Raw genomic sequence first — 17,147 nt, 5'->3', positions numbered from 1 at the left:
GTCAGTTCAGGGTCAGTTCGGCGGTGTCACGGTCAATCTCGGCCGAACCTGCGCCCGCATCGGTGACGAACTGTGCTTCGATCTCTTCTGCGTTCTCGAACTGTGTGAAGAAGGGGAAGCTGATCGTGGTCAGATCTTCGGCATGTTCGCAGTCGAAGATGTAGCGGACATGGAATTCGCTGTGGCCCGCGCCGTTTTCGTGATCGTGATCTTCGTCATGACCATGCTCATGATCCCCGGCATGGTCTTCGTGGTCATCATGCGCGCCGCCGTGCAGATGGGCCAGCACCTCGGTCAGACGGCATTCAGCCGCATCGGGCAGTTCCACGATGTTCTCGGGCACGAGCATCGTCCGGATCGCCGCTTCGACGGCATCCTTGTCCACATCCGAGCTTGCCGCGTATTCAAAACCGACGATATCCATGCCGGGCGACACCAGGTTCATCTCGACGACATCGCCTTCGATAGCCAGGTCAAGCGTGCTGACGCCATGCACATGCGCGTCCATTTCACGGGTTTCCTGCGCCATCAGAGGCGTGGCGGCGACAAAGGCCAGAAGAGCGAAGTACATGGTTTTCATGGTGATTCTCTTTCGTTTCCATATGAGCTTGATTTAGGAGCCGAGCGCAACGCGGGTGCGACACCTTGAGGTCGCGGGATCTCGTCGTGGTCTGGCGCTGCGGCGACCTGAGGCGGCGCGTGGCGGTCGCGGGCCAGCGCCTTGGTCTGGGCGCGATCAAGCCGCGCCAGAACATCGTTCAGGCTTTCACCGCGCGCCCGCGCCTGACGAAGAATCTTGCGGCAGGAGGCGGGCGACCAGGGCAGTGCCGCTTCGGACAGCCATGACCTGACGGGCGACGGGAGTGCGTCGAAGGCCTGCATAGGGTCTTCGTTCCGGGACCGAGTCCTGAGACTGGTCGCGCCTCGGTTCGTCGGTTTCATTGCGCCTCCTCCGCATCGTCGAGCGGGTCGAGCACAAGGACCAGCCGGACCTCGCCCGTGCCTTCGATCGGTGGCGAGCGATGCCGCACACCGGCGTCCGGTTCCACCGGCCAGAGCGTACCGCGCAGCAGGATCGGCGCGCCCGTGGGTACCGTGTGGATGCGGGCGGGGTCGGGACCGATGCCATATTGCGTGCCGGTCCCGCGATAGGTGCAGACCAGCCGCGCAGTCACCATGTCGACATGGAACTTCCGACACGCGTTCGTCGTCACGACATCCAGCCGCAGGCGCAGATAGCGCGACGGCATCAGCCTGGCAAACATGGCCACCTGCGCCACGATGTCGTCGATCAAAAGGTCTCTTTCAGGGCAATCAGGCGTGGCAGCGGCGTCGCAAATGCCCAGAACCGTCTGGCGAATCGACCCGTAGGCGACATCGGGGCGCAGGATCACCCGTGCGCCGGGCAGCCGATCCGGATCAAGCGCGTCGATCCAGACTTGCAATGCTGGTAAGGGCCGCCGCCGCCAGATGGCCGCTGCGCAATCCGGCTTTAGGATCGCGGACAGGCCCGTGGGCGTGTCAGCGGCGGCAACACCGCTGACACCGGCGTTCAGGATGGAGCGGATCTGGTTCACGCGGCCTCCACGCGTCGCCAGGCGGGGAAGGGATCGGGCAGGTCCGGCAGCGCATCGGGCCCGGGCGCGAGGTGCTCGGGTAGCAGACAGGCGTCCAGCCGCGCCTTGATCGCAGGCCAGTCGATGCCGGCGCCGACGAACACCAGTTCCTGACGCCGGTCGCCCCAGGGCTCGGACCAATGCGCGGCCATGTAGTCCCGCGCCGCGTCATGATCCGGCCAGCGATCCTTAGGCACCGAAGCCCACCAGGTGCCGAGCGGCTTGACGCTGGACAAGGCCCCCGCAAGGCTGAATTCGGCCACCCATTCAGGGCGCGTGGCGATCCAGAAATGCCCCTTGGCCCGTATCACGCCGGGCAGGTCGCCGTTCAGGACCTCGATGATCCGATCCGGCTCGAACGGCGCCCTTGCGCGGTAGACGAAGCTGGCGACGCCGTATTCCTCGGTTTCCGGAACGTGATCGGCAAAGCCGTAAAGCTCTTTCGCCCACATCGGATGTTCATGCGCCTTCTCGAAATCGAACAGGCCGGTGTTCAGGATCGCCTCTGCCGGTACGTCGGAATGGCTGGTCTCGATGATCCGCGCATCGGCGTTCAGGCTGCGGATGATCTTGCGCGCGGCGTCCACCTGATGGGGCGCGGCGTCAGCCACCTTGTTCAGGATCACCACGTCGGCGAATTCGATCTGTTCGACCAGCAGGTTGACCAGCGTGCGCTCGTCCTCCTCACCCATCGTTTCGCCACGGTCGCCGAGGAAATCATGGCTGGAATAATCGCGCAGCAGGTTCACCCCATCGACCACGGTCACCATGGTATCAAGGCGCGACACATCCGACAGGCTTTCGCCCGCCTCGTCGCGGAAATCAAAGGTCGCCGCGACGGGCAGCGGTTCGGAAATTCCGGTCGATTCGATCAGCAGGTAGTCGAACCGGCCATCTTCGGCCAGGCGCCGGACCTCTTGCAAAAGGTCGTCCCGCAGGGTGCAGCAGATGCAGCCGTTCGACATCTCGACAAGGGTTTCGTCCGTATGGCTCAGGTTGGCGCCCCCTTCGCGCACCAGATCCGCGTCGATGTTCACCTCGGACATGTCATTGACGATGACCGCCACGCGAAGCCCTTCGCGGTTGTTGAGGATGCGGTTCAGCAGGGTGGTCTTTCCGGCGCCCAGAAAGCCGGACAAAACGGTGACGGGCAGGCGTTGATCGGTCATGCTGCATTCTCCAGAGGAGTGACAAATTCAGGGGATATTGGCGAGGCACGTGAGGCCCGCGCCCCGACTGCGAGCGCGAAGTTGATATCGGACATGAGCCGCGCAAGATCGTCGGCGGGGATGTCGGAAAAGCTTTCGCCGATGAATATCGCGGCGTTCATGTCTTACCTTTCCGGCGAAGCGCTGGCGCCAAGCACATTCTGGATATCTTGGTGAAACTGGACCCGGCCCCCGGATGTCTCTGCGGGCTGGTTGCTCTGCGGTTGCCGGGCTCTCAGCATGTCCAGACTGCGCTGCAACTCGGGGCGCGACAGGTCGCGGGCGATCACCACGATGCGCGACTGGTGGTCATCGACCGGCCAGTCCTTGATCGGCACCGGCATATCAAAGACATGCTGTACGCCGTGAAAGACGAAAGGATCGGGAACGCCCTCGATATGCACCACGCCCTTGACCCGCAGCAGATCCGGGCCCCGCAGGGCGATCAGCGTGTCCAGCCACAGGTCGAACACGGTGTCGGGGATCGGTGCATCGAGCACGATCGACGCCGATCCGATGCGGGAGTCATGGGGGGAAATCCCGGACTTCGCCGGCGAACGCGACGCCATTCCGGACAGATTGGCAAAGGGATCCACGACCGGTGCCGCCGCCGGGGCAAGCCAGGCCGAGGCAGGGACGACGCCCGCCCCCTTTCGCACCGCCGACAAACCCCAGAGGCTGTTGGCGGGCAGGTCCCCCCTTGTCGCGCGCAAGACGCAGGCCGTGGGGTTGAGCGCATTGATCCGCTGTTCGAAATCGGTCGCTTCGGCGTCAGAGACCAGATCAGCTTTGCTCAGGATCACCAGATCCGCCATTGCAACTTGTGACACCGCCTCGAACTGCTGGTCCAGGGTGCCCGGCCCGGCAGCGGCATCGGCAACTGTCACGATGCCATCCATCCGTGTCAGCCGGGCAAGATCCGGCGTCACCTGAAGCGTCTGGATGATGGGTCCGGGGTCGGCGAGGCCCGTGGTCTCGATAACAACCCGCTCAAACGCCAGGTGCCCTTCTGACCGGCGGTTCAGCAAATCCACCACCACGCGCGCCAGATCGCCGCGCACGGAACAGCACAGGCACCCGGAGCGCATGAGGACGATTTCCTCATCCACCGCCTCGATCAGGTCGTGGTCCAGGCCCGCTTCGCCGAATTCGTTCACGATCACGGCGATCCGGTCCTGACCGGGACTGCGCAGCAGACCATTCAGCACGGTGGTTTTCCCGGCCCCGAGGAAACCCGTCAGAAGGGTGACAGGAAGGCGCCTGTCGGCATGGATGTCGGAGGTTTCCATGAATGTAATTACATTCCAAAATTTCGCGAAAAATCGAGATGGCCCCGCCGCGGCCTGGACTGGGCGCGGCGGGAAATGTCAGCCGCTAGAGGCACTCCGCCAGCGACGTGGCAAGGTTGCGCAGAAGTTGCGGGTAAAGGTCTGCTCCCGGCTCGAGGTCCGCGCCGAGGGGATCCATGACCCCGGTATGTGCTTCGGACCCATCCATGACCGAGGCGACGATGCCGGGATTGAACTGTGGTTCGGACATGATGCAGGTCACGTTCTGCTCGGCGATCCGCGTCTGGATCTCGGCAATGCGTGCCGGGCTGGGGTCAGAAGCGTCCGAAACGGAAATCGCACCTGAGGCGGGGAAGTCGAAAGCCATCTCGAAATACTGATAGGCATCATGGAAGACGATAAAGTTCTCGCCCCGGACCTGGTCCAGGGTTCCCTCGATCTCGGTCCGCAGATCCACCAGTTCCGCGCGACCGGCCGCGGCATTCGCATAATAAGCGCCGGCGTTGTCCGGGTCTTGCGCCGACAAGGCGGCCGCGATGGCATTCAGCCAGACCTCTGCATTGTCCGGGGACAGCCAGGCATGCGGATCGTGCCCGCCGTGGTCGTGGCCGCCGTGGTCGTGGCCGTCGTGCCCCGCATGGTCATCGTGCTCTTCATGATCGTGCTCATCGTCGTGACCATGCGCATCTTCATGGTCATGTTCGTCAGCATGCCCGTGGTCATCATCATGTCCGTGGTTGCCGTCATGATCCTCGGCGTGATCTTCACCGTGGCCGTCATGATCGTCGTGCCCATGTTCTGCATCGTGGTCCTCATGCCCGTGGTCATGCGGCTCGAACAGGGCGCTTTCCCGCATGGGCAATTCGGTGGTGCCCTCGGCCTCGATCAGTTCGACAACCGTCGCATCTTCGGCCAGCGTTGCGATCGCGTCATCCAGCCAGGGGGTCAGATCGGGGCCGACCCAGAACACCAGATCCGCATTCTGCAGGGCGTTTGCTTCGGAGGGACGCAGATTGTATTCATGCGGGCTCGCCCCAGTTGCCACGATCAGCGACGGCTCTCCCACGCCCTCCATGACACGTGCGACCATCGAATGGACGGGCGAGATGTCGACCGCCACATTCGGGACATCTGCAAGGGCCGTTCCAGCCAGCAGGGACGCCGCAAAAGATAAGGACGCGAGGTTTCTGGACATATTCCACTCCGTGTGATTGTATAACGTTACACATTGAGTACAGGAAACGTAATAACATGACAAGTAGCTCGAAGGCAGGTCATGAATTGCCCTCAGATCCGGTCGGTTTCGACAAGCACGACCATGCGGACTGCATCACGACCGCCGTGGGTGCGGCCGAAGCGCATTGTGCCAGCAATGGGCTGCGCTTCACGCCAGTCCGGCGCAAGGCGCTGGAGATCCTCTTGCAGGAACATCGCGCCCTTGGGGCCTATGAAATGCTCGACGGGCTTCGCCGCGCCGGCTTCGGATCGCAACCGCCCGTGGCCTATCGGGCGCTGGAATTCCTGGTCGGCAACGGCTTCGCTCACAAGATCGAGCGGCTGAACGCCTTCGTGGCCTGCGCCCATCCCGGTGCCAACCACTCCCCTGCCTTCATGATCTGCAGAGCCTGCGATTCCGTTGCGGAAACGCAATCGGCCCCGGCCCGCGGCAGCCTGGGCGATGCCGCCCGCGCCGCCGGTTTCCTGATCGAGCGGACCATGGTCGAAGCCATCGGCCTCTGCCCGGCCTGTGCAGAAAAGGCCCCGGCGGCATGAGCCTTGTGACAGTTGAAGACATCAGCGTCGGTTACGGCGCCGACACGGTGTTGGCGCATGTCTCCCTTGCCATCGAACCCGGAGAGATCGTGACCATCGTCGGGCCAAACGGGTCGGGCAAGACGACGCTGCTGCGGTCGCTGATCGGCGCGGTGCGTCCTTCTTCCGGGCGGATCATCCGCAAAGGCGGCCTGCGGATCGGATATGTTCCCCAGAAGCTGCATATCGACCCGACCCTGCCGATCACGGTCGAAAGGTTCCTGCGTCTGCCGGGTGGCATACCGCGCAGCGCCTGTTCGGGCGTTCTGGCCCGCGCCGGCGTGCCGGGGCTGTCCCGGCGCCAGATGTCAGGCCTGTCCGGCGGCCAGATGCAACGCGTCCTGCTGGCCCGCGCCCTGATCAACGACCCCGAAATCCTGCTGCTGGACGAGGCCACCCAGGGTCTGGATCAGCCTGGATCGGCGGCCTTCTATCGCCAGATCGAGGAGGTCCGCAGGGACACCGGCTGTGCCGTGGTGATGATCAGCCACGAATTGCACGTGGTGATGAGCGCCTCTGACCGCGTGATCTGCCTGAACGGGCATGTCTGCTGCGAAGGCACGCCCGACATCGTCTCGGCCGCGCCCGAATACCGCGCGCTGTTCGGCACCGGCACCGGCGGAGCGCTTGCGCTTTACCGCCACGACCATGACCACAACCATGACCACGCGGATGCGGGTGCCTGCCAACACGATCCGGGCGAGGCTCACAGCCATCCCCATCCAACAAAGACCGAGGCCGCCGAATAATGCTGGACGATTTCATGACCCGTGCAACGCTGGCCGGGGTCGGCGTGGCCTGCGCCGCCGCCCCCCTGGGCAGCTTCGTCGTCTGGCGACGGATGGCCTATTTCGGGGATGCGACCGCCCATGCCGCGATCCTCGGGGTGGCGCTGTCGCTGTCGCTGCAGGTCTCGATCTTCGCCGGAGCGGTGGCAGTGGCGCTGGCCATGGCCCTGACCGTCACGCTGCTGACAGGCCGTGGCTATGCCATGGACACCTTGCTGGGCGTTCTGGCGCATTCCGCCCTGGCCTTCGGGCTTGTGGCCGTCTCCTTCCTTTCGGGGATCCGCATCGACCTGATGGCCTATCTGTTCGGTGACATCCTGGCCGTGTCGCGGGGCGATCTGGCGGTGATCTGGGGCGGGGCCGCTCTGGTCGTGGCGCTGATCGGCTGGCGCTGGTCGGCGTTGCTGACTTCGACGCTCAGCGAAGAACTGGCCTATGCCAGCGACATCGACCCCCGGCGCGAGCAGCTTGTCCTGACGCTGGCGTTGGCGATCACCGTCGCGGTCGCGATCAAGGTCGTGGGCGTGCTGCTGATCGCTGCCATGCTGATCATCCCGGCGGCCGCCGCCCGTCCCCTGACCCGCACCCCCGAAGAGATGGCGGTGACCGCCGCGCTGATCGGCGGTGCCTCTGCCGTCGCGGGGCTACGGGCAGCCTATGTGCTGGATACCCCGGCTGGTCCGTCCATCGTCTGCGTCGCAGCCATGGTTTTCCTGATGACCAGCGTGCTCAAGGGGCTACGCGCCTGATCCCTGCGGGTTGGGCCACTTTTGCAAGTGGCCGGCCAGGGGATCGCCCGCATGATCGCGCTGGAAGAGCCCGGCCTCGGTAGGTTCGGGCACCAGCCCGTCAAGCGTCAGGCACAGGTTCGATGGCCCGCCGCCGGGCAGCATCAGCGTGCTGCCCATGAAACACCCTGTCTTCATATTGAACCCGCCATACAGTACCATTACCTGCACCGCAGGTGCTTCATGAAAGAATGTCAGATGGAACAGAGGTGTGCCGCGCCGCGTCCGAAAGGCCGCCCCTGCGGTTTCAGCGAAAGCTCCGCGCTGGAAGGCGCGATGCGGGCATTCTGGGCCTCTGGCTATGATGGCGTGTCCATCGACACCCTGTGCCGCGCCTCGCAGATGTCACGGGCCAGCCTTTACAACCGCTTCGGTGGCAAGGACGCGCTGTTCCTGGCAGCGATCGCATATTACACCGAGACCCGGTTGCGTGTGGTGGTTGATGCCCTGGGTCCGCAGGGGACACTGAAGGAGGATCTGACCGCCTTTTTCGCACAGGTCGTGCAGCTTGGCACCTCGGACCCGCAGACGCCGGGCTGCCTGATCTCCTGTGTCCTGTCCGAGGCCGCCGGCAGCAATCAGACCTATCACGACGAGCTCGAGCGCCGCTATATCGCGCTGGAGCGCAGGATCGCGGTCCGGCTGAAGGCGGACGACTGCGCGGCACGCGGTGCGGTACCGCTGGCGGATGCGGCGGCCCTGACGGCCGCAATGGCCCGGGGCATCATCCTGCGCGCCAGGTCGGGTCAATCCCACGCTCAGCTTGCCCCGGTCGGGGATGCGGCGGCCGAGGCAATCGTGCGATTGTCCTGCTGATCGCGAAAACTATTCCGTTCCGGGTGTAACAAGTTCGATCCTGGCCAGACCTTTAATGCGTTGGCGTCAAAAGTGTGCGCTATTTGCAAGTGACAAGAGGGCCTGACCTTGAAGAAACCGATCCTGTTTGCCATCGCTGTCGCGGTGGTCCTGAGCCTTCTCCTGGTGCTCCGTGGGCAATCCCTGGATCTTGACAGCCTGCGGACCGCGCTGGATCAGCTTGAAAGCTGGCAAGAGGCGCACCGCTGGACCCTTGTCCTGCTGTTCTTCGTCATTTACGTCGCGGTGGCCGCGCTGTCCCTGCCCCTTGCGGTCTGGCTGACCCTTGCCGGCGGGGCGTTGTTCGGGTTCTGGCAAGGTCTGCTGATCGTGTCCTTTGCCTCGGCCCTCGGCGCGACCCTGGCCTTTCTGGCAGCGCGCTACCTGCTGCGGGACTGGGTGCGCAAACGGTTGGGCAGCCGCGCCGAAGCCATCGACAAGGGGATGCGCCGGGACGGTCCCTTCTATCTGTTCTCGCTCCGCCTGATCCCGATCATCCCGTTCTTTGCGGTCAACCTGCTGATGGGCCTGACCCCCATCCGCGCACTCACCTTCTATCTGGTCAGCCAGGTCGGTATGCTTGCGGGAACGGCCGTCTACGTCAACGCCGGCACCCAGCTGGCGCGGCTCGACAGCCTTTCCGGCATCGTCTCGCCACCGCTGCTTTTGTCCTTCGCGCTTCTGGGAATCTTTCCCTGGATCGCCAACTGGCTGCTCACCATGTTCAAGCGCCGCAAGGTCTATGCCAGCTGGTCGCGCCCCGAAACCTTCGACCGCAACCTGATCGTGATCGGCGGCGGTGCCGCAGGTCTGGTCTCGGCCTATATCGCCGCCGCGACGAAGGCCAAGGTGACCCTGGTCGAAGCCCACAAGATGGGCGGCGATTGCCTGAATTACGGCTGCGTGCCCTCCAAGGCGCTGATCAAGAGCGCGAAACAGGCCCATCACATGCGCCACGCCGATCATTTCGGACTTGAAGCCGTGGCCCCCCGGATCCCCTTCGCCCGCGTCATGGCAAGGGTGCATCAGGTCATCGCCGACATCGCCCCGCACGACAGCATCGAACGCTACACCGACCTCGGCGTCGAAGTGCTGCAGGGCTACGCCCGGCTGCTTGATCCCTGGACCGTCGAAATCACCCTGAATGACGGCACCACGCAACGCCTGACAACCCGCGCGATCATTATCGCGACCGGCGCGCAGCCCTTCGTGCCGCCGCTGCCGGGGATCGAGGACGTTGGCTACCTGACCTCGGACACACTCTGGGATCGCCTGAAGAACCGGGACGAGGCGCCCGGACGGATGGTGGTTCTGGGTGGCGGGCCGATCGGCACCGAACTGGCGCAAAGCTTTGCCCGGCTGGGGTCGCAGGTGACCCAGGTCGAGATGTCCCCCCGGCTGATGATGAAGGAAGACGCCGATGTCTCCGCCATTGTCCAAACCGCGCTGGAAGCGGACGGCGTCAATGTGCTCACCGGACACAAGGCTCTGTCCTGCGGCGTGACCGACGGTGAAAAATGGATCGAGGTCGAAGAGGAGGGCGGCGAGACCCGCAAGATCTTCTTTGACGAGCTGATCGCTGCTGTCGGCCGCGCGCCCCGCCTGAAGGGGTTCGGACTGGAAGACCTCGGGATCAGGATCGACCGGGTTGTCGAGACCAACGAATATCTCGAGACGCTCTATCCCAACATCCTTGCGGCGGGCGATGTGGCCGGTCCCTTCCAGTTCACCCATACCGCCGGGCACCAGGCATGGTTTGCCGCCGTCAACGCCCTGTTCGGAAACGTGAAACGGTTCAAGGCCGACTACCGCGTCATTCCCTGGGCCACCTTCAGCGACCCCGAGGTGGCGCGCGTCGGCCTGTCCGAAAGCGAAGCCCGCGAAAAGGGCATTCCGGTCGAGGTCACGCGCTATGGCATCGACGATCTTGACCGCGCGATTGCGGATGGCGCTGCCCGTGGCTTCGTCAAGGTGCTGACACCACCGGGCAAGGATCGCATCCTTGGCGTGACCATCGTCGGTGAACACGCGGGCGACCTGATCGCCGAATTCGTGCTGGCCATGAAACACGGGTTGGGCCTGAACAAGATCCTCGGGACGATCCACATCTACCCGACCATGGCAGAGGCGAACAAGTTTGCCGCCGGTGAATGGCGCCGCGCCCATGTGAACCCACGGGCCCTGGCCATTGTGCAGCGTTACCATGCCTGGAGGCGCGGATGATCGACGCCCGCCTTCTGCCGATTCAGTCGCAATTGCTGGCGCCGGCCGCGCAATGGTTGCACGCGCGCCACGTCCGGGCGGACTGGCTGACCCTTACGGGGCTGGGCATCGGCGTGCTTGCCACCCTGGCACTGTGCTTTGGCCAATGGGGGCTGGCGCTGCTGTTCATCCTCTCCAACCGCCTGCTCGACGGGCTGGACGGGGCCGTCGCGCGCCTGGCCGGCCCGACCGAGCGTGGGGCCTTTCTCGATATTGCGCTGGATTTTGTCTTTTACGCGCTGATACCGCTTGGTTTTGCCGTGCAGGACCCGGCCACCAACGCGTTGCCGGCGGCGGTCCTGCTGGCGGCCTTCATCGGGACGGGATCGTCCTTTCTGGCCTTTGCGGCAATTGCGGCCCGGCAGAACATCCAGTCCTATGCCTTCCCGACCAAGGGGATCTACTATCTTGGCGGCCTGACCGAGGGGTTCGAGACCATCGCGGTCTTCCTGGCGATGTGCCTCTGGCCCGCGGCCTTTCCGGCCATCGCCTTCCTGTTCGCGGCGGCCTGTGCTGTCACCACCGTCCTGCGATGGTCCCACGGATGGAAGGTCTTCAATCAATCCAACGACGTCCTCCAATCCCGTCCAGCCCCCGACGACCTGCCCCAAAAGACCCCAACGCCGGAGCCCAGATGACCCTGAAACTGACCGCCACCCTGGCCGCGCTGATCCTCGCCACCCCAGCCCATGCCGATGCCGATGCCTGGCAAGAAACCCTCGCTGCGGCGCGTGGCCAGACCGTCTATTGGAACGCCTGGGGGGGCGATCAGCGCACCAATGCCTTCATCGACTGGGTCGGGTCAGAAACCGAGCGCCGTTTCGACGTGAAGGTCCGGCAGGTGAAACTCAGCAACACGGCCGAGGCAGTGACTCGTGTCCTGTCCGAACGCGCGGCCGGCCGGGACAGCGACGGGACGGTCGATCTTGTCTGGTTGAACGGCCCCAATTTCCTGGCGATGCAGGAACAGGGGCTGCTGCACGGCCCCTTCGTCGCCGATCTGCCAAATGCAGCCTATCTGGACCTTTCCCCGACATCCCCCAATTCGGTGGATTTCACTGTGCCGGTCGAGGGTTTCGAAAGCCCCTGGCGGCTGGCGCGGTTCGTCTTCAACTACGATACCGCCCGCGTCGACACCCCTCCGTCTGACATGCTTGGGTTCCGGGACTGGGCAGCGGCCCATCCGGGCCGGTTCACCCATCCCGATCCATCGGATTTCATGGGCGCGACCTTCCTCAAGCAGGCGTTGATAGAACTGACACCGGACCCGGACCTGTTGCAGGCCCCGGTGACGGAGCAGGCCTTCGCCAACGCGACGGCCCCCTTCTGGGACTGGTACGATGCCCTGCGTCCGAACCTCTGGCGGGGCGGCACGGTCTTTCCGGAAAACGAATCCGTCCAGCAACAGCTTCTGAACGACGGTGAGATAGACATGGCGATGTCCTTCGACCCGGCCTCGACCGCTGCAGCCATCAACGAAGGGCTGCTGCCCGAAACTGTGCGTGTCTTCGTCCCCGAAGGCGGCAGCATCGGCAATGTCAGCTTTGTCGCCATCCCCTATAACGCCGCAAATGCCGAAGGCGCCGAGGTCGTCGCGAACTTCCTGCTCGACCCGGCGACCCAGGCGCACATGCAGAATATCGAGGTGCTGGGGTCTTTCTCCGTCCTGGATCCGGCAAGGCTGGACCAGACGGCGCGGGATGCCTTCGACGCCCTGCCCACGGCGCCTGCGCTGCCATCCCTTGCTGACCTCGGGCCGACGTTGCTTGAACCGCACGCCAGCTGGATGACCCGCCTGACCGAGGCCTGGGCCCGGCGCTATACCCGGTGAAACAGACCTTCCAATCCGGCGCGGGCCTGCGGGCGGCGGTGCTGATCGCGCTTGCAGGGGGCCTTATCCTGCCCATAGGCGCCGGCCTCTGGCAAACGGGCCGAGCGGCCTTCGGCGTGTTTCCCGCCATCGGAGCCACCGCATTCACCCTTGAGCCCTGGGCCATGCTTCTTGACCTGCCGGGGCTGGACGCGGCCCTGCAGCTGAGCCTGTTTACCGGCTTGACGGCAACAGGGCTGTCGCTTGCCCTCGCCGTGGCTGTCTGCGCCACCCTGCACCAACGCCTGCCGCGCGGCGCGGCAGCGCGGCTTCTGTCACCGTTTCTGGCCGTGCCCCATGCGGCCATGGCCATTGGTCTGGCGTTCGTTCTCGCGCCCTCGGGCTGGATCGCCCGGGCGCTCGCCCTGCCCTTCGGCTGGGACAGGCCGCCGGATCTGGCCACCGTCAATGACCCGTGGGGCATCGCGCTGATCGTCGGGCTGATGGTCAAGGAAGTACCCTTCCTTCTGCTCGTGATCCTTTCGGCCCAGTCTCAGATCCCGACGCGGCTGCACATGGCGGCGGCCCGGTCACTTGGCTATGGGCGCCGGCTGGCCTGGCTGAAAATCATCCTGCCGCAGGTCTGGCCGCTGATCCGCCTGCCGGTGCTGGTCGTCCTGGCCTATTCGGTTTCGGTCGTGGACATGGCGATGATCCTCGGGCCATCGACCCCGCCGACCCTGGCGGTGGTCCTGACGCGGCTGTTTTCCGATCCCGATCTGGCGCGCATCTTGCCCGGCTCGGCCGGCGGGCTGGTCCAGCTTGTGCTGGCGGGGGTCGCCATGGGCCTGTTGATCGCCGCCGAACGCCTGATCCGGGTGGGCGGGCAGCTATGGATCCGACGTGGCGGGCGCGGCACTGCCCTTGATCCGTTGCTGGGGGTCGCCAGCATAGCGGCGCTGATCCTGTCCGTGACGGGCGTTCTGGCCATGCTGTCCATCGCGGTCTGGTCGCTGGCCTGGCGCTGGACCTGGCCGATGCTTCTGCCGGAAAGCTGGTCGGTCAAAGCCTGGGCGACGCCCCGCACGGGCTGGGCCGATGCCATGGGGAACACCCTGGCCATCGCGATCTGCGCCACGGGGCTATGCCTGACCCTCGCCATCGCCTGGCTGGAAAGCGAAGACCGCGCCCGGATGGAACGCGCCCGTTGGGCAGAAGGCATCATCTACCTGCCACTGCTCATCCCGCAGGTGTCCTTCCTGTTCGGGATGAACGTGCTTTTCTACCGGCTCGGCCTGTCGGGACGGTTTTCCGCGGTGGTCTGGGCGCAAAGCCTGTTCGTCTTTCCCTATGTCATGATCGCGCTGAGCGATCCGTGGCGAGCGCGCGACAAGCGGCTGGACAGAAGCGCCGCCTCCCTTGGCGCGGGGCCATGGCGACTGCTGTTCCGGGTCAAGCTGCCGGTGCTGCTGGCGCCGATCCTGACGGCTGCGGCCATCGGCATCGCCGTCTCGGTCGCGCAATATCTGCCGACGTTGTTCATGGGGGCCGGACGCATCGCCACGCTGACGACCGAAGCGGTCACGCTGTCCTCTTCCTCGGACCGCCGGGTGGTCGGCGTCTACGCCACCCTGCAGGCCGCACTGCCGTTCCTGGGCTACGTGCTGGCCTTCCTGCTGCCGGCCCTTCTGCACCACAACCGCCGCGACTTGCTGGGCGAGATCCGCACATGACCCTTGAAATCGACGCGCTTTCCATCCGGTTCCGGGGCAATCCGCCCCTGTTCGCAACGCTGTCCCTGACCATCGGACCCGGGCAGATCTGCACCGTTATGGGGCCGTCTGGCGTCGGGAAATCGACCTTGCTCGACGCTATAGGCGGGCACCTGGCGCATGGGTTTACCGCCAGCGGCTCGGTGGTTCTGAACGGCCGCCCGCTGGACGGGATCGCCCCGGAAAAGCGCCGGATCGGCCTGCTGTTTCAGGACACGGTACTGTTTCCACATCTCAGCGTCGGGGACAATCTGGCCTTCGGCCTTGATCCGCGCCTTCGCGGGCGCCGCGCCCGCCGGGAGGCGGTCGATCAGGCACTTGAGGCCGCCGGTTTGGCGGGCATGGCCGCGCGGGACCCGGCGACCTTGTCGGGGGGGCAACGCGCAAGGGTCGCCCTGATGCGGACCCTGCTGGCCGAGCCTCTGGCCCTGTTGCTGGACGAGCCGTTTTCGAAACTTGACGCGGCCTTGCGCGCCGAGATGCGCGCCTTCACCTTCGACCACCTGCGGGACCGGGCCATCCCTGCCCTGATGGTCACCCACGACCCGCAGGATGCAGAGGCGGCAGGCGGGCCGGTCATCCACATGGGACCAGCGACATGACAGACGATGACACCCCTCACATCCAGCTTCTGGGGGCCGGTCATGCGAACGTGCTGGCCGTCCCCACCCTGCGCGGAGCCATGCCCGGGGCCCGGATCACGCTGATCGACGCGGCCCCGCAGGCGACCTATTCGGGCATGTTTCCGGGATATATCGCGGGTCACTACAGGCCGGATGACCTGCGCGTGGAACTGAAAGATTTCGCGGCCCGTCATGACATCGACTTTCTTCAGCGCCGCATCTCCGGCCTTGATCCCGTGGCGCGTCGGGTAGTCTTTCACGACGGAGGGGACCTTTCCTATGATCTGGCCGCGCTGGATCTGGGCAGCCACAGCAACATGCCCGAAATCCCCGGCTTTGCCGCCCATGGCGTGCCGATCAAGCCGTTGGGCGCTTTCGTCGCCCGGCTTGGCAGAACCGATCCCGCAGCCCCCATTGCCATCATCGGCGGCGGTGTTGCGGGGGTCGAGATCGCCCTTGCCCTGCGCCATCGCGGGACAGGTCCTGTCACCCTGATCGAGGCCGGCCCGACCGTCGGCGCCGCCCTTGGCCCGCGTGCCCGCCGCCACCTTGTCGCTGCGCTGGATCAGGCCGGTATCCGGCGGCACACCAAGGCGCGGGTCACAAAGATCCGCGACACCTCCGTCCTTCTGGAGGAGGGCAAACAGATCACAAGCAGACTGACCATCGGTATCGCGGGGGCGCGGGCGCATGATTGGCTGGCGCGGGATCTTCCGGTGGATGCCGCAGGCTTCGTCACGGTCCAGCCGACCCTTCAGGTCGACGGGCAGGCCGGGCTGTTCGCAGTGGGGGATTGCGCGGCCATGCTGCATGCGCCACGTCCCAAGGCCGGGGTTTTTGCAGTGCGCCAGGCCCCGGTGCTGGCGGCCAACCTGATTGCCGCCGCACGCGGCGGGGAACTGCGCCGCTATGATCCGCAGGGGGATTACCTCAAGATCATCTCGCTCGGGGGCAAGACCGCGCTGGCCGAATGGCAGGGGCTGACCCTGCGCGGCGCCTGGCTGTGGCGATGGAAGAACCGCATCGACCGCCGCTTCATGTCCGGCCTTCAGGAGGGGTCGCAGCCACCCCCGTCCGGGAACACCTGAGCCAGCACGGGATAATGGTCTGATGGCCATTGCCCCCCAGGTTGGACCCGCACCGCCACGGGCCGTTCGGCAAGGCTGCTGGCGCAGTCAATCAGCACATGGTCGATTGCCCCGAACAGGTTCAGACCCCGGTTGAGATGATAGGTGGAGCCCCGCGCCGGCGTCAGCCGCAGTCCCGCGTCGGTCAGGATGCGCGCCGTGGCACTCCCGGCGCGCGCGTTCAGATCGCCGGTCAGCAGCACCTGTCCCCCCGCATCAATCCAGGGCGCAATGCGCTCCGCCACCAGCCGGGCAGACCGCAAACGGTTGTCGGAACTGCGGAAATCAAAGTGCAGGTTCACGACATGCAGCCTTTCACCGGTTTGCAAATCCAGAAAATGGGCCCAGGAGGCGAAAGCCGGAAAGGATCCGTTGAAGGTCCGCGAATAGATCACGTCGGGCGTCTCGGAAAAGAAGAACCAACCCTGATCCAGCAGGCGCAGACGATCCCGCCGGTAGAAGATCGGCTGGGTCGAAGGAAAGCTTTTCCAGTCGCCACTGGCCGCCGCTGCGAAGTCCGGCAGGGCGGCCAGCAGATCGTCCCGCGCAAGGTTCACCGACCCATCGTCGCCCCTGCGAAAGCTTTCCATTTCCTGAAAGGAAATCAGGTCCGCATCGAGGCCTTTCAACACCTCTGCCATCGCCCCGGCGCGCCGGTTCCAGCCCGCGACGGACCAGGGATCTTCGTCGGGCGCATCAAGCAGGATGTAATGGGTATTGGCCGTGACGACCCGCAAGGCGCCCTCGACCCGCGGCGGAACCGGCCCCCCGCGCCCGTTCCATGCCAGTATTCCAAGCACCAGCAGCGCAAGGCCCACCAAGACGCCGGGGATCAGACGACGCAGCACGGACCGACGGCGCGGCACAGCGGTGTCAGTCACCCGCTTGCCTGGCGTCCCGCAGCCGGGCCAGGATGGAGGTGACTGCCGGATCGTCGCCTGTGGCGGTCGCTGGATCCGGACCCGTTGCTGCATCGGTCAGATCCCGCGTCACCCGCATCTGGCGGATGAAGGCCCCGCACCCTTTGCACATCATCAGATGAAAACGCATCTGCAGCCACTCCAACAGGCCGAGGTCCCCGTCGATCAGAGTGCTCGCGCGCTCGGCAACGTCCTTGCAACTCAGCATCGGGGTGGCTCCTTCTTCAAGCTTCACCCAAGGAGGACCCGTGACTTCGGCATATGTTACAGCGGTTTG

Annotated in this window: 20 protein-coding genes; 10 read left to right on the top strand and 10 right to left on the bottom strand. The window is 65.1% G+C overall.

The window, feature by feature from the left end:
• Position 1: 1 nt before the first annotated feature.
• The 7 genes from zrgA to PSAL_RS18735 form a co-directional block, all read right to left on the bottom strand.
• Positions 2-580, bottom strand: coding sequence for a zinc uptake protein ZrgA (gene zrgA, locus PSAL_RS18760; protein WP_119840850.1), 579 nt, complete (start codon positions 578-580; stop codon positions 2-4).
• Positions 577-882 carry a DUF6525 family protein gene (locus PSAL_RS19355; RefSeq protein WP_331274428.1) on the bottom strand — a complete coding sequence of 102 codons (306 nt, stop codon included), beginning with the start codon at positions 880-882 and terminating at the stop codon, positions 577-579. Before PSAL_RS19355 ends, zrgA begins: the two co-directional genes overlap by 4 nt.
• Before the next feature lie 56 nt (positions 883-938).
• Positions 939-1,577, bottom strand: coding sequence for a DUF1826 domain-containing protein (locus PSAL_RS18755; protein WP_331274429.1), 639 nt, complete (start codon positions 1,575-1,577; stop codon positions 939-941).
• On the bottom strand, positions 1,574-2,785 hold the full coding sequence (locus tag PSAL_RS18750) for a GTP-binding protein (protein WP_119840851.1): 1,212 nt from the start codon (positions 2,783-2,785) through the stop codon (positions 1,574-1,576). The genes PSAL_RS18755 and PSAL_RS18750 overlap by 4 nt, the downstream gene beginning before the upstream one ends.
• A complete protein-coding gene (locus PSAL_RS18745) occupies positions 2,782-2,946 on the bottom strand; it encodes a hypothetical protein (protein ID WP_196222896.1) in 165 nt (54 codons plus the stop codon). Before PSAL_RS18745 ends, PSAL_RS18750 begins: the two co-directional genes overlap by 4 nt.
• Before the next feature lie 3 nt (positions 2,947-2,949).
• A complete protein-coding gene (locus tag PSAL_RS18740; RefSeq protein ID WP_119840852.1) occupies positions 2,950-4,113 on the bottom strand; it encodes a CobW family GTP-binding protein in 1,164 nt (387 codons plus the stop codon).
• A gap of 85 nt (positions 4,114-4,198) precedes the next feature.
• The gene (locus PSAL_RS18735) at positions 4,199-5,308 is read right to left on the bottom strand and encodes a zinc ABC transporter substrate-binding protein (protein ID WP_119840853.1); all 1,110 of its coding nucleotides are present in this window, start codon (positions 5,306-5,308) and stop codon (positions 4,199-4,201) included.
• 56 nt (positions 5,309-5,364) lie between these two features.
• Between PSAL_RS18735 and PSAL_RS18730 the strand changes: the two genes are divergently transcribed.
• The 3 genes from PSAL_RS18730 to PSAL_RS18720 are packed head-to-tail and all read left to right on the top strand — an operon-like array spanning position 5,365 to position 7,462.
• A complete protein-coding gene (locus PSAL_RS18730; protein WP_119840854.1) occupies positions 5,365-5,886 on the top strand; it encodes a helix-turn-helix domain-containing protein in 522 nt (173 codons plus the stop codon).
• Entirely contained in the window at positions 5,883-6,674 is a 792-nt protein-coding gene (locus PSAL_RS18725) for an ATP-binding cassette domain-containing protein (protein WP_119840855.1), read from the top strand. Before PSAL_RS18730 ends, PSAL_RS18725 begins: the two co-directional genes overlap by 4 nt.
• Complete coding sequence (locus tag PSAL_RS18720) at positions 6,674-7,462, top strand: metal ABC transporter permease (RefSeq protein ID WP_119840856.1); 789 nt, start codon at positions 6,674-6,676, stop codon at positions 7,460-7,462. The genes PSAL_RS18725 and PSAL_RS18720 overlap by 1 nt, the downstream gene beginning before the upstream one ends.
• On the opposite strand, the gene PSAL_RS18715 is transcribed toward PSAL_RS18720, so the two are convergent.
• Positions 7,451-7,621: a hypothetical protein gene (locus tag PSAL_RS18715; RefSeq protein ID WP_196222897.1), complete on the bottom strand. Its 171-nt coding sequence runs from the start codon at positions 7,619-7,621 to the stop codon at positions 7,451-7,453. The two genes, PSAL_RS18720 and PSAL_RS18715, sit on opposite strands and share 12 nt — an antisense overlap.
• 78 nt (positions 7,622-7,699) lie before the next feature.
• Here PSAL_RS18715 and PSAL_RS18710 point away from each other — a divergent pair, with 78 nt between their 5' ends.
• The 7 genes from PSAL_RS18710 (at position 7,700) to PSAL_RS18680 (ending at position 15,911) form a co-directional block, all read left to right on the top strand.
• A complete protein-coding gene (locus tag PSAL_RS18710; RefSeq protein ID WP_196222898.1) occupies positions 7,700-8,317 on the top strand; it encodes a TetR/AcrR family transcriptional regulator in 618 nt (205 codons plus the stop codon).
• 108 nt (positions 8,318-8,425) lie between these two features.
• On the top strand, positions 8,426-10,579 hold the full coding sequence (locus PSAL_RS18705; protein ID WP_119840858.1) for an FAD-dependent oxidoreductase: 2,154 nt from the start codon (positions 8,426-8,428) through the stop codon (positions 10,577-10,579).
• Positions 10,576-11,256: a CDP-alcohol phosphatidyltransferase family protein gene (locus PSAL_RS18700; RefSeq protein WP_119840859.1), complete on the top strand. Its 681-nt coding sequence runs from the start codon at positions 10,576-10,578 to the stop codon at positions 11,254-11,256. The genes PSAL_RS18705 and PSAL_RS18700 overlap by 4 nt, the downstream gene beginning before the upstream one ends.
• Positions 11,253-12,449, top strand: coding sequence for an ABC transporter substrate-binding protein (locus PSAL_RS18695; RefSeq protein WP_231388718.1), 1,197 nt, complete (start codon positions 11,253-11,255; stop codon positions 12,447-12,449). The genes PSAL_RS18700 and PSAL_RS18695 overlap by 4 nt, the downstream gene beginning before the upstream one ends.
• The gene (locus PSAL_RS18690) at positions 12,446-14,161 is read left to right on the top strand and encodes an ABC transporter permease (protein WP_119840860.1); all 1,716 of its coding nucleotides are present in this window, start codon (positions 12,446-12,448) and stop codon (positions 14,159-14,161) included. The genes PSAL_RS18695 and PSAL_RS18690 overlap by 4 nt, the downstream gene beginning before the upstream one ends.
• Positions 14,158-14,802, top strand: coding sequence for an ATP-binding cassette domain-containing protein (locus PSAL_RS18685; protein ID WP_119840861.1), 645 nt, complete (start codon positions 14,158-14,160; stop codon positions 14,800-14,802). Before PSAL_RS18690 ends, PSAL_RS18685 begins: the two co-directional genes overlap by 4 nt.
• Positions 14,799-15,911: an FAD-dependent oxidoreductase gene (locus PSAL_RS18680; RefSeq protein ID WP_119840862.1), complete on the top strand. Its 1,113-nt coding sequence runs from the start codon at positions 14,799-14,801 to the stop codon at positions 15,909-15,911. The genes PSAL_RS18685 and PSAL_RS18680 overlap by 4 nt, the downstream gene beginning before the upstream one ends.
• Here the strand turns inward: PSAL_RS18680 and PSAL_RS18675 are convergent.
• Positions 15,872-16,831 (bottom strand): endonuclease/exonuclease/phosphatase family protein, encoded by a 960-nt coding sequence (locus PSAL_RS18675; RefSeq protein ID WP_231388717.1) that lies wholly within the window; start codon positions 16,829-16,831, stop codon positions 15,872-15,874. The genes PSAL_RS18680 and PSAL_RS18675 overlap by 40 nt on opposite strands.
• Positions 16,824-17,105, bottom strand: a complete 282-nt coding sequence (locus PSAL_RS18670; RefSeq protein WP_147407677.1) for a zf-HC2 domain-containing protein — start codon at positions 17,103-17,105, stop codon at positions 16,824-16,826. Before PSAL_RS18670 ends, PSAL_RS18675 begins: the two co-directional genes overlap by 8 nt.
• Positions 17,106-17,147 lie beyond the last annotated feature (42 nt).

It is taken from the genome of Pseudooceanicola algae (genome assembly GCF_003590145.2).
Classification (GTDB): Bacteria; Pseudomonadota; Alphaproteobacteria; order Rhodobacterales; family Rhodobacteraceae; genus Pseudooceanicola; species Pseudooceanicola algae.
The sequence above is the reverse complement of the archived record's forward strand: the minus strand, read 5'-3'. Positions and strand labels throughout refer to the sequence as shown.

Bases quoted from the DNA above. Each gene is read 5' to 3' on its own strand.
- PSAL_RS18745 (WP_196222896.1), bottom strand. From the start codon at position 2,946: ATGAACGCCGCGATATTCATCGGCGAAAGCTTTTCCGACATCCCCGCC.
- PSAL_RS18725 (WP_119840855.1), top strand. From the start codon at position 5,883: ATGAGCCTTGTGACAGTTGAAGACATCAGCGTCGGTTACGGCGCCGAC.
- PSAL_RS18750 (WP_119840851.1), bottom strand. From the start codon at position 2,785: ATGACCGATCAACGCCTGCCCGTCACCGTTTTGTCCGGCTTTCTGGGC.
- PSAL_RS18695 (WP_231388718.1), top strand. From the start codon at position 11,253: ATGACCCTGAAACTGACCGCCACCCTGGCCGCGCTGATCCTCGCCACC.
- PSAL_RS18685 (WP_119840861.1), top strand. From the start codon at position 14,158: ATGACCCTTGAAATCGACGCGCTTTCCATCCGGTTCCGGGGCAATCCG.
- PSAL_RS18710 (WP_196222898.1), top strand. From the start codon at position 7,700: ATGGAACAGAGGTGTGCCGCGCCGCGTCCGAAAGGCCGCCCCTGCGGT.
- PSAL_RS18680 (WP_119840862.1), top strand. From the start codon at position 14,799: ATGACAGACGATGACACCCCTCACATCCAGCTTCTGGGGGCCGGTCAT.
- PSAL_RS19355 (WP_331274428.1), bottom strand. From the start codon at position 882: ATGCAGGCCTTCGACGCACTCCCGTCGCCCGTCAGGTCATGGCTGTCC.
- PSAL_RS18735 (WP_119840853.1), bottom strand. From the start codon at position 5,308: ATGTCCAGAAACCTCGCGTCCTTATCTTTTGCGGCGTCCCTGCTGGCT.
- PSAL_RS18740 (WP_119840852.1), bottom strand. From the start codon at position 4,113: ATGGAAACCTCCGACATCCATGCCGACAGGCGCCTTCCTGTCACCCTT.
- PSAL_RS18700 (WP_119840859.1), top strand. From the start codon at position 10,576: ATGATCGACGCCCGCCTTCTGCCGATTCAGTCGCAATTGCTGGCGCCG.
- PSAL_RS18720 (WP_119840856.1), top strand. From the start codon at position 6,674: ATGCTGGACGATTTCATGACCCGTGCAACGCTGGCCGGGGTCGGCGTG.
- PSAL_RS18730 (WP_119840854.1), top strand. From the start codon at position 5,365: ATGACAAGTAGCTCGAAGGCAGGTCATGAATTGCCCTCAGATCCGGTC.
- zrgA (WP_119840850.1), bottom strand. From the start codon at position 580: ATGAAAACCATGTACTTCGCTCTTCTGGCCTTTGTCGCCGCCACGCCT.
- PSAL_RS18715 (WP_196222897.1), bottom strand. From the start codon at position 7,621: ATGGGCAGCACGCTGATGCTGCCCGGCGGCGGGCCATCGAACCTGTGC.